Annotated in this window: 8 protein-coding genes; 6 read left to right on the top strand and 2 right to left on the bottom strand. The window is 70.5% G+C overall.

Going from position 1 to position 11,294, the window contains the following annotated elements; translation table 11 throughout:
- The 6 genes from D7W81_RS35145 to D7W81_RS35120 form a co-directional block, all read left to right on the top strand.
- Window positions 1–803: DnaJ C-terminal domain-containing protein (locus D7W81_RS35145; RefSeq protein ID WP_120559750.1), on the top strand; the 803-nt coding region annotated here is incomplete at its 5' end.
- Between the two features lie 80 nt (window positions 804–883).
- Entirely contained in the window at window positions 884–1,612 is a 729-nt protein-coding gene (locus D7W81_RS35140; RefSeq protein WP_120559749.1) for a HEAT repeat domain-containing protein, read from the top strand.
- 141 nt (window positions 1,613–1,753) lie between these two features.
- The gene (locus tag D7W81_RS35135) at window positions 1,754–3,454 is read left to right on the top strand and encodes a hybrid sensor histidine kinase/response regulator (protein ID WP_120559752.1); all 1,701 of its coding nucleotides are present in this window, start codon (window positions 1,754–1,756) and stop codon (window positions 3,452–3,454) included.
- 74 nt (window positions 3,455–3,528) lie between these two features.
- Window positions 3,529–5,250 carry an arginine--tRNA ligase gene (gene argS, locus D7W81_RS35130; protein WP_120559748.1) on the top strand — a complete coding sequence of 574 codons (1,722 nt, stop codon included), beginning with the start codon at window positions 3,529–3,531 and terminating at the stop codon, window positions 5,248–5,250.
- A gap of 14 nt (window positions 5,251–5,264) precedes the next feature.
- The gene (locus tag D7W81_RS35125) at window positions 5,265–7,820 is read left to right on the top strand and encodes a 1-acyl-sn-glycerol-3-phosphate acyltransferase (protein WP_120559747.1); all 2,556 of its coding nucleotides are present in this window, start codon (window positions 5,265–5,267) and stop codon (window positions 7,818–7,820) included.
- Between the two features lie 78 nt (window positions 7,821–7,898).
- On the top strand, window positions 7,899–9,077 hold the full coding sequence (locus D7W81_RS35120) for a type II CAAX endopeptidase family protein (protein WP_244227657.1): 1,179 nt from the start codon (window positions 7,899–7,901) through the stop codon (window positions 9,075–9,077).
- A 31-nt stretch (window positions 9,078–9,108) separates the two neighbouring features.
- Here D7W81_RS35120 and D7W81_RS35115 read toward each other — a convergent pair whose 3' ends face one another.
- Complete coding sequence (locus D7W81_RS35115; RefSeq protein WP_120559746.1) at window positions 9,109–9,324, bottom strand: DUF5818 domain-containing protein; 216 nt, start codon at window positions 9,322–9,324, stop codon at window positions 9,109–9,111.
- Window positions 9,321–11,135, bottom strand: coding sequence for a S8 family serine peptidase (locus D7W81_RS35110; RefSeq protein ID WP_120559745.1), 1,815 nt, complete (start codon window positions 11,133–11,135; stop codon window positions 9,321–9,323). Before D7W81_RS35110 ends, D7W81_RS35115 begins: the two co-directional genes overlap by 4 nt.
- Between the last annotated feature and the right edge of the window lie 159 nt (window positions 11,136–11,294).

Below are 11,294 nucleotides of genomic sequence, written 5' to 3'. Positions count from 1 at the left end.
GCGCGGGTGGGTTCGACATCAACGACCTCTTCGGCCGGGGCCGGGGCGGCAGCCGGTCCACGGCCGCCGAGCGCGGCGACGACCTGACGACCCGCGTGCAGGTCTCGCTCGCGGAGGCCGTCACCGGCACCGAGCGCACGCTGACGCTCCAGCGTCCGGGCCGCTGCTCCAAGTGCCACGGCGAGGGCAACACGGGGAAGCTCGTGACGTGCCCCACCTGCAACGGCACGGGCCGGGCACGACGGGGCGGCGCCATGTTCGGAGGCTCTGGCGTGTGCCCCACCTGCCGCGGCAGCGGGAAGGCCCCGGAGCCCTGCTCCCAGTGCGGCGGCAGCGGCATCAAGGAGGAGACGACCCGGCTGACGGTGAAGATTCCGGCGGGCGTCATCACCGGCTCCAAGGTGCGGCTGGCCGGCCAGGGCGCGGCGGGCATCCAGGGTGGCCCTCCCGGGGACCTCTACATCGAGACGGAAGTCACCGAGCACCCGCTGGTGCGCCGCGAGGGCGACGACCTCTACCTGGACCTGCCGGTGACGGTGTCCGAGGCGCTCATGGGCGGCGAGGTGCGCGTGCCCACCTTCCAGGGGGAGGTGACGCTGAAGGTGCCGCCGGGTTCGCAGTCCGGCCGGAAGATGCGGCTCAAGGGGCGCGGCGTGCCGTCGCTCCGGGGCGGCACGCCGGGCGACATGTATCTGCTGCTCCAGGTGAAGGTCCCCGAGGAGGCCACGGACGAGGTCCGGGCCGCCGCGGAGACGCTGGCGCGGGCCTACCGGGGCGACGTGCGCCGGGAGCTGACGTTGTAGTTGTCGTTGCCTCTTGTCCTGGAAGGCGCACCGTCCTACATGGCGCCTCCACCTTCCGAATCCGGAGCGGGTACGTACCTATGGGTCTCTTCGATTTCCTCACGGGCGGCTCGGGCCCCGAAAAAGCCCTCAAGCTCAAGTCCAAGGTGACCCAGAAGTACGGGGAGCCGTCCACGCGGCAGAAGGCCCTGCAGCAGCTGGGGGAGATGAAGTACCCCGAGGCCGTCACGGTGCTGCTCAGCCGGTTCACCATCACCGTGGACCCGCTCACCACCGACGCGGACGAGAAGGAGCACACCTTCGAGCTCGTCAAGCACTTCGGCCAGGACGCCGTCGCGCCGGTGAGCGCCTTCCTCAAGACGAGCGACCAGGCCACGTCCTGGTCGCTGCGCATCCTCCAGGAGCTGCTGCCCGAGGACGCGCTCATGGGCGTCATCGCCGATACGCTCCAGCACCTGTCCTCCCGCTACACGCGCGACCCGGAGAAGAAGGTCGTCCTGCTCCACCACGTGCTGGGCAAGCAGGACCCGCGCGTGGCCCCGGCCGTCCTCCCCTTCCTGGAGGACATGTCCGACGACGTGAAGATCGCCGCCATCAACGTCCTGGGGCCCCTGAAGTACGAGCCGGCGCGTGAGCCCCTGCTCAAGCTGCTCACCTCCGAGGACACCGCCCGCCGCGTCCAGACCGCGGCGCTGGCGGCCCTGGCGGAGAGCGGTTTTGGCGTGCAGGGCTACCAGGAGAAGGTGCAGGCCGCCCTCGTGGAGCCCTACAGCCTGGACAAGGACGGCCGCATCCAGCGCCGGCCCTGAGCCGCACCGAGCGGCCTGGCGGGATGTAAGCGGCCAGCGGGGCTGGGGGGCTGTCGGGCACCTGACACGCTTGGCGTTGGTGGAAGGCGCCTGGCCCCAGTGCGGTTCCCTCCTACGCGGAACATGAAGCAGGATTCACGCGTGCCATCGAAGAAGAAGGGTCCGCAGCTCGCAGAAGTCGTCCCGCTGCGCCCCGCCACCACAGCGAAGAAGGCCCCACCGAAGCGGGCGGCGAAACCGCCGCCTCCGGTGGACACGGATATCGCCGCCCAGGCGTTGCTGGAGATGGGCCGGCAGCTCACCGACAACGCGGGCCCCACCGAGGCCCTGCGCGCGCAGCTGCAGACGCTCCACACGCTGCTCAGGCCAAAGGTCTGCTACGTCGCGCGCCACTTCCCGTCGCGCAACCAGCTGCACGTGGAGCACGTGCGCGGACGCTACGACGAGCGCGTCACCGCCGCCGTCCCGGGCGAGGGCGTGGTGGGCCGGTGCTTCACCGACAAGGTGCTGCTGCGCGAGGACGACACCGTCGCCGTGCCCCTGGAAGGGCCGCAGGGTGTGACGGGCGTGCTCGTGGTGCTGGGCGCGCGGCGGAAGGCGTCCGACATCCTGATGCAGTCGCTGGCGTCCCAGCTCACCGCCGCCTACGAGGTGGCCCGGCTGCGCGACGACAGCGCCCGGCGCAACAAGGACCTGCAGACGGCCATCGCGGGCTTGAAGAGCCTGGAGCAGAACCGCGAGGAGCTGCTCGGCAATGTGTCCCATGACTTGAAGAACCCGCTCACCACCATCAAGGCCTACCTGGCCATGCTGGGCCGGGAGAAGCTGGGCGCGCTGACGGACGGCCAGCGCCGCGCGGTGCAGATCTGCGACCGCAACGCGGACCGGCTGCTGCAGCAGGTGAACGACCTGGTGCTGATGTCCCGGCTGTCGTCCGGGAAGATGCAGCTCAACCAGCGCCCCTTCGGCCTCAAGGCCGTGGCGGAAGAGGTGGTGCGGGGGCTGGGCGCCGTCGCGGAGCACAGCCGCGTGCGCGTAGTGATTCCCCCCTGCCCGGAGGTGTTCGTCCGCGGCGACCGCGAGCGCATCTCCGAGGCCATCCACAACCTCGTGGAGAACGGCATCCATCACAGCGAGACGGACGACGTCGTCGAGGTGAGCGTGTCGTCCAGCGAGGGCCTGGGCATCCTCACCGTGAAGGACTCCGGCCAGGGCATGACGGCCGAGGCGCTGGAGCACGTCTTCGACTCGTTCTACCGCGCGCAGCCGGGCATGCCCCGTCCGCCGGGCGCGGGCCTGGGCCTGCCACTGGTCGCGAAGATCGTCGCGCTGCACGGCGGCCGCGTGGACGCCAGCAGCATCCTGGGCGAGGGCAGCACGTTCCAGATGGTCCTGCCCCTGTTCGCGAGCGCGGTGAGCGCCCCGGACGTGAACCAGGCCGCGCCCAAGGCGGGCGGCATCCTCCTGGTGGAGGACGACGTGGACTGCCGCGAGGTGCTGGAGCAGGTGCTGGAGCAGGAGGGCTACCGGGTGATGGCCACGTCCGGCGCCGCCGAGGCTCGCTCCATCCTGTCCCACATCCGGCCGGCCATGGTGCTCCTGGACCTGCGGCTGTCCGGGGAGGACGGACGCTCCGTGCTCCACTACATCCGCACCACGGAGTCGCTGGCGGACGTGGTCGTCTACATCATCTCCGGCGCGAGCGACGTCGCGTCCCTCACCTCGGGTGAAGGACCGGACCGCATCGACGGGTACTTCGAGAAGCCGCTGAAGCTGCCCAAGCTGCTGGACACCGTGGCCTCGGTGGTGCGCCCCAAGAGCCGCGGCCCCGCCGTGCCCTGAACGACGCTCTGGCGCCTTCCCCACAGAAGAGGTGGATGGAAGGCGCCCCGCCTTGGGTAGTATCCGCGCGGTCCATGAGCACTTCCGTCTATAGCCGCTACCGCGCCGCGTTCGCCCAGGCCCTCGCCGGGGCCCTGGGTGTCCCCGCCGCTGACATCGAGCCCCAGGTCAAGCCCGCGGACCCCGCGCACGGCGACCTGAGCTTCGCCACCTTTCCCCTCGCCAAGGCGCAGAAGAAGGCGCCCCCCGCCATCGCCGCGCAACTGGCGCAGACGCTCCAGGTCCCGGGCCTGGAGGTGAAGGCCGTGGGCCCGTACGTCAACGCGCGCTTCCTGCCCCTCCCCTTCACCCAGGAGGTCATCGACGGCGTGCGCCTGGCAGGCGTGGCCTACGGCAGCGACGCGGAGGACGGCAAGGGCAAGACGGTGGTCATCGACTACTCGTCGCCCAACATCGCCAAGCCCATTGGCTTCCACCACATCCGCACCACGTTCCTGGGCCACTGCATCGCGAACCTGTACCGCGCGCTGGGCTGGCGCGTGGAGGGCGTCAACTACCTGGGGGACTGGGGCAAGCAGTTCGGTCTGGTGGCCGTGGGCTTCCAGGAGTTCGGCAAGGAGGAGCTCCGGGAGGACATGGCGCACTTGGTCCAGGTGTACGTGCAGGCCAACAAGCGCGCTGGTGAGGACCCGGCCTTCGACGAGAAGGCCCGCGAGTTCTTCCGCCGCATGGAGGCGGGCGAGCCGGAGGCGATGAAGCTCTGGAACCAGTTCCGGGAGACGAGCCTCAAGGGCTTCAAGCGCGTCTACGCGCGCATGGGCATCGACTTCGAGCACATCGAGGGCGAGAGCCGCTACCAGGGCAAGATGGACGCGGTCATCGAGCAGATCGCGAAGAAGCCCGGCGTGAAGGAGTCCCAGGGCGCCATCATCGTGGACATGCCCTACGCGGACGGCGAGCCGCCCGTGCTCCTCAAGAAGAACGACGGCAGCACGCTCTACGCCACGCGCGACCTGGCCGCCGCCGAGGACCGCCACGCGCGCTTCAACTTCGACAAGTCGCTCTACGTCGTCGCGCAGGACCAGGCGCTGCACTTCCGCCAGGTGTTCCGCACCCTGAAGGAGATGGGGCAGCCGTGGGCGGACCGGTGCGTGCACGTGCCGTTCGGCCGCATCCACGGCATGAGCACGCGCAAGGGCCAGGTGGTGGAGCTGGATCAGGTCCTCGACGAGGCGAAGGAGCGCGTGCTCCAGCGCGTGAAGGAGAACGTCGCGCAGGGCAACCTGGAGACGGCGGACGCGGACGCGCTGTCGGAGCAGATCGGCCTGGGCGCCATCGTCTTCGGCGACCTGAAGCACAACCGCGCCAGCGACTACACGTTCGACTGGGACGAGGTCACGAGCCTGGAGGGGCACACGGGGCCCTATCTCCAGTACGCGCACGCCCGGAGCGCGAACGTGCTGCGCAAGGGCGGCGGCGTGCCCACGAGCTATGATCCGGCGCTGCTCACGCTCCCGGAGGAGCAGTCCCTGGTGCGTGAGCTGATGCGGCTGCCAGACACGGTGAAGGCGGCGGCGGAGCAGTACGAGCCCAGCCTGGTGGCGCGGCTGCTCCTGGACGTGGCGGCGGCGTACAGCCGCTACTACACGGCGGGTAACAAGGACCGCGACAAGCGCATCCTCGTTGAGGGGAATGACGCGGTGCGGGCGGCCCGGCTGGCGCTCACGGATGCAACGCGTATCACGCTGGCGGCGGGGCTCACCTTGCTGGGCATTCCGACGCCGGAGAACATGTAGCCTGGGGGGCTGCGATGGACACCGCGCTGGCGCAGACCGAGACGCAAGGAGAGGCCTTGAAGGAGGAATTCGGTCCCATGTCCCGGGTGCTCGGGGCACGGTACTTCGACGGGGTGCACTTCCCCCCCGAGGCCGAGAACGAGCTGCGCGCGCTCAGCGCCCGGGGCTTCGTGGTGCACGTCATGCGCACCACGGCGTGGATCAACTTCCTCTACCTCGCGTGGGCCATGGTCCGCCGGGCCATGCCGCCCATCCGCGCGGTGGTGAACCTGCGGCCCTGGTTCACCAAGCCCTGGCGCCAGACGGCGCAGGGCGGCGCGGTGGAGGAGCGCTTCCGCTATGCCCGCGAGCAGGGCGGCAGCGGCCTCGTCTTCCTGCGCCGCACGGCGCTCCTGCACGCCTCCGGCAAGGAGACGCGCCAGGACCCCTTCCCGGAGCTGGTCCGGCTGGCGCGCGGCTCCGAGCGGCCGGTGTTCCTGGTGCCGGAGCTGTTCGTCTGGGAGAAGCGCGCCGCGAAGCTCAAGCCGGGTTGGCGCGACGTGGTGTTCGGGAGCCCGGAGGCGCCGGGCTTCGTGCACTCCATGGTGGCCTTCTTCCGCAACTACAAGCGCGCGCAGTTCCGCGTGGGAGAGCCCATCGACCTGCGCCGCTTCATCGAGGAGAACCCGGGCGTCAGCGACGAGGTGCTGGCGCGCAAGGTGCGCAGCACGCTGCACGTGTTCCTGGCGCGTGAGACGCGCGCGGTGTTCGGCCCGCCGCAGAAGCCCACGGACCGGCTCATCGAGGAGACGCTGCGCGACCGGCAGCTGCGCAAGGTGCTGGACGAGCACGCCGCCGCCACCGGCCGCAAGCCCGCGAGCGTGCAGCGCGAGGCGAAGCGCAACCTGGAGGCCATCGCGGCCAGGCCCAACCCGTCCGTGCTGGCGCTCATCGCGCCGATGCTGGAATGGGTGTTCAACCGCATCTACGACGGCATCGGCGTGGACGAGGCGGGCCTGCACCGCGCGCTCAAGGCCGCGGGCAAGGCGCCGGTGGTGCTCTGCCCCAGCCACAAGAGCCACGTGGACTACCTGGTGATGAGCTGGGTGCTCTGGAACCGCGGCTACACCGCGCCGCTGGTCGCCGCGGGCGCGAACCTGTCCTTCTGGCCCCTGGGGCCGCTGTTCCGCCGCTGTGGCGCGTTCTTCCTGCGCCGCTCGTTCAAGGGCGACAAGGTCTACGCCGCGTCCTTCAAGGCGTACATCAAGAAGCTGGTGCACGACGGCATCCACCAGGAGTTCTTCCCCGAGGGCGGCCGCTCGCGCACGGGCAAGCTGCTCACGCCCAAGCTGGGCATGCTCACGTGGCAGGTGGAGGCGGTGCTGGATGGTGCGCGCAACGACCTCTACTTCGTGCCCGTCTCCATCGACTACGAGAAGGTGGTGGAGTCCGGCAGCTACTCCAAGGAGCTGGCTGGCGGGGAGAAGAAGCCGGAGGACCTCAAGGCCCTCTTGAGCGCGCCCAAGGTACTGGCGGCGCGCTACGGCCGCATCCACCTCACCTTCGACGAGCCGCTGTCGCTGGTGGAGTTCATGAAGGCGCGTGGCCTGTCGCCGCAGGAGCCCGTGTCGGACGAGCAGAAGAAGGGCTTGGTGCGCGCGCTGGGTAACCGCGTGATGTATGGCATCAGCAAGGTGTCCACCGTCACGCCGCATGCGCTGGTGAGCGCGTCGCTCCTGGCCCACCGCCGGCGCGGCCTCACCCAGCGCGAGCTCACGGACCGGATCAGCCTGCTGCGCCGAATCGCCTCCGAGGACGGCGCGCGGCTGTCCAAGGAGCTGGCCAACGCGCCCAGCAACCCGGAAACGCTGGGCCCCGTCCAGGACGCGATGCGCGAGTTCATCTCCGACGAGATGGTGCGCACCAAGGAGGCGCGTGGCGAGGTCAGCTACCAGGTGGAGGACTCGCGCCGCCCGGAGATGTCCTTCTACAAGAACACCCTGATGAACCTGATGGCCGCGCGCAGCCTGGTGGCCAACGCGCTGCTCGCGGGCACGCCCGCGCCGTACGACACCGTGAAGGTCCGCGCGCTGTTCCTGTCGCGCCTCTTCAAGGTGGAGTTCATCTACCGGGTGGGCGCGTCGTTCGACACCATCTTCGCCGAGTGCGTGGAGCGGCTCGTGCGCATGGGCCTCGTCATCCACGAGGGCGACACGCTCACGCGCGCGCCGGAGGCCCACGCACAGCCGGAGCTGGAGTTCCTCGCGGACCTGCTGCGCGACTTCCTGGAGGCCTACCTGCTGGCCGCCATGACGTTGCCGGACGTAGCCGCGGGCGTGGCCACCGACCGCAAGACGTTCGTCAAGCTGGCGCTGGAGACCGGGCGCCTCGAGTACAACGCCGGCCGCATCACCGCCGCCGAGTCGCTGGCGAAGACGACGCTGGAGAACGCGGTGGAGTACCTGTTGGATCAGCGCATCCTCGTGGAAGAGGACAAGAAGCTGCGGCTGGGTGACCCGGCCATGGCGGCGGAGCTGCCCCGGAAGAATCCGCTCGCGGAGCAGATCCGCGGCTACCTCCACCGGGCCTGAGAAGCTCCCCCCAGCGCCTCGAAGCGAACGCGGCACCCCACCCTTCCCGCCTGGCGGGAGGGGGCAGGAGACGACACGGTGGACGAAGCATCCCCTTCCAGCGACCCGCGGCCGGCGGAGGCCCCCGCGCCGCTGTCGCCGCCCCACCCCGTGCTCGCCGCGGCCCTGGCCTTCGGGCTCTTCGTGACGGTGGGGGCCCTCACCCAGCTGCTCAACCCGTCCTTCGGGGTGTGGTTCACGGAGGTGTTCCTCTTCCTGGGCCTCGCGTGGATCATGCTGCGCCGTTCGGGGTACCGGCCCGCGGCGTACGTGGGCCTCACGCCCTTCATGGGCCCTGCCGCCCTGTTCGGCTTCCTGCTGGGCGTGGCCAACTTCTTCGCCGTGGTGGTGCCCGTGCAGTTCCTCGCGCAGCGGGTGGCCCCCGCGTGGCTGCGCGAGCTGTTCGACGCCTCGCGCCTCTTCGAGGGGCAGACGCCGGTGGAGCTGGCGCTGCTCCTGGGCGGTGTGTCCGTGGCCGCGCCGCTGTGCGAGGAGGTCTTCTTCCGCGGCCTCTTCCAGCGATCCCTGACGCCGCCCGCTCCGGCTTCACCATGGCGGGCGCTGATCATCACGTCCGTGGTGTTCAGCGCGTTCCACCTGGATCCGGTGGGCTTCCTCGCGCGGGCGGAGCTGGGACTCCTGTTCGGCTGGCTCTTCCTGCGCACCGGCTCGCTGTGGCCTGGCATCGCGGCGCACGCGGCCAACAACATCGTGTCGTCGGCGCTGTTCCTCATCGCCACGCACTCGGGGCTCGCGAAGGAGTCGGCGACGGACGACGTGACGGACTGGCGCGCGGTGCTGGGCCTGGCGCTGGTGGGATGGACGGCGCTGCTGGGCCTGCGCGCCGCGTCCCGGCACTTCCCTTCCGTCTGGGGGCGCGGCACGCCGCCCGGGGACGAGGAGGTGCGCGCCACGAAGCCCGTGCCCCTCTTCGCCTTGCAGCTGCTGCCCTGGGTGACGGTGGCCACGCTGTCCCTGGTGGCGCTGGGACTGGTGGACGGGCGCGGCGTGTCGCTGAGCGTCTACGACGTCCAGCACCCGGTGGAGCCGCTGGGGAAGAACGCGGACCCGGCGCTCCAGGCCGAGCGCAAGGCCCTGCGGCAGCTTCGCGATGCCGTGCGCAAGGGTGAGGTGCCCATGGAGGCCTACGAAGAAGAGCGGCTCCGGCAGTCGGAGGCGCATGGCCCCGGCAAGGGCAAGGGCAAGCCCGGCCGTTGAGGGCCGGGCCGCCACTTCACTCCGGGGTCGCTCAGTCCGCGGTGTACGAGGTGACGTGGAACACCGGCCCCACCATGGCGGCGGTGACGGCGTCGCGCTGGACGCTGCCCTCGGCGGAGATGCGCTGACCGTCCTTCTTGATCTTCCGGTCACCGCCCGCCAGTTGGTACGTCCGGCCGTCGTCGGCCTTCAGGACCCACACGCCGCCCTCCAGGTCCTGGTACTGCACGGTGCCGGAGAGCTTCATGCGTCCTCCCGCTTGAGCATCGCGCGAGCGATGACGAGGCACACCACCGTGTTGAAGCCCAGCCACGGCTTCGCCAGGAAGGTGAAGGGCATCCACGCCAGCGCCGGAGCGCCCGCCCACGCCGCGTAGGCCAGGAAGCCCGCGAACCCCAGCGCCAGGCCGCCCACCGCCGGACGGAAGCCCCGCCACGGGATGGCCAGCAGCGACAGCCCCAGGGGGATGAGCGCGCTGTAGAACAGCGGGTTCACCGTGCCCCGTCCGAAGATGATGCGCTGCCAGTCCGGGATGGGCAGCGACGCCACGCTCACCACGTCCTGGGCCGTGCCCGCCGCGCCCGCGAACCAGGTGCGCAGGAAGAAGAAGCCCACCGTGGAGAGGACCAGCGGCACGAGGAACGCCGGGCGGAAGAGCACGTTGAGGTAGCCCGGACGCTCGCGGCCCCGCAGCGTCAGCAGCACCAGCGCGAGCAGCGCCGCGGCCCAGGCCAACGACGGCCACCGGGGCCCCGCGCCCTTGATGGTCTGCAGCGACGCGCTGGCGTTGAGGACGCCATGGCCGTACTCCTCCGACCAGGCCTGGTTCTCTGACGCCTTCGCGCCGGCGTAGAGCGCCTGCTCCACCTCTTCCGGCGAGCTGGCACCCGCGCCGTAGAGCATGGCGGCGACGGCGGCCACGTGCGGCGCGGCCATGCTGGTGCCCTGGTACCAGGCGTAGATGGAGCGCGACGGGTCACGCGGGTCGATGGTGTTCTGCAGGATGCCGCCCGAGTCGCCCTGGCGCTTGTCGCCACCGGGCGCCGCGATGTCCAGCTCCTTGCCATAGGACGAGTACGGCGCGCGCGTGCCGGACGGGCCCACCGCGCTCACCGCCACCGCGCCCGGGTACGCCGCGGGGAACTCCACCCGGCCGCGCCCGGTGTTGCCCGCCGCGGCCACCACGGTGACGCCCTTCTTGCGCGCGTACTCCACCGCGCTGGCCATGACCTGCGAGTACAGGCCACCGCCCAGCGACATGTTGATGACCTTCGCGTCGTGGTCCGCCGCGAACCGGATGGCGTCCGCGATGTCCGCGGAGGTGCCGCTGCCAAAGTGGTTCAGGACCTTGAGGGGCATCAGCGTCGCGTCGAACGCCACGCCCGCCACGCCCTCGCCGTTGTTGGTGGCCTGCGCGATGGTGCCCGCCACGTGCGTGCCGTGGCCGTGGTCGTCGTTGGCGTGCTCGTCGTCGTTGACGAAGTCATAGCCCTTCACGAACGACACGCCCTTCAGGTCCGGCACCTGCTTGAAGTCGTCGTGGTCCTCGTACGCGATGCCCGTGTCGATGACCGCCACCACCACGCCCTTGCCCCGGTTGCCGTCCCAGGCCTTCGGCATGTCGATCATCCGGAGGTTCCACTGGGACGCGTACTGGGGGTCGTTCGGCGTGTAGCTGGTGCGCACCTGCATGAGCGGCTCGGCGGACTCCACCGCCGGGTTCTGGCGGATGCGCTGGAGCACGTCCTCCACGCCGTCCACGCCCACCGCCAGCGTGACGCCCGTCCGGGGACCCTCCAGGGAGTTGAACTCCAGGTCCACGCCCCACTCCTGCTCCCAGGCGTCGAACTGCTCCTTGGTGGTGCCGTCCTTGAAGTCCACCACGATGGCGCGGGACACCACGTCATCCGAGCCCTCCGCCACCGCCCGGGACACCTCCGCCTCCGCGGCCGCCAGGTCCTGCCCGGCGGGGGCTTCCGGCTCCCGCGATGCGGAAGCGCACGCCGAGGCCGACAAGGCCAGCGCCGCGAGAACCACGTTCCATCGCCTCATCCGCATCGGGACACTCCTTGAACGAAGACGCCTCGAAGACCCACTACGAACGCATGGCGGGACGATTGGGTCTGCACTTTCAGTCTGTCCGCCCCCCGGCCGGCCGTGCAAGGCGCAGGGGTTGAAGAAACGTGAAGAAGTCCAACGGTTTGCACGCCCCCGCCC

It is taken from the genome of Corallococcus aberystwythensis (assembly GCF_003612165.1).
Lineage (GTDB): Bacteria > Myxococcota > Myxococcia > Myxococcales > Myxococcaceae > Corallococcus > Corallococcus aberystwythensis.
This window is presented reverse-complemented; position numbering and strand designations above follow the sequence as displayed.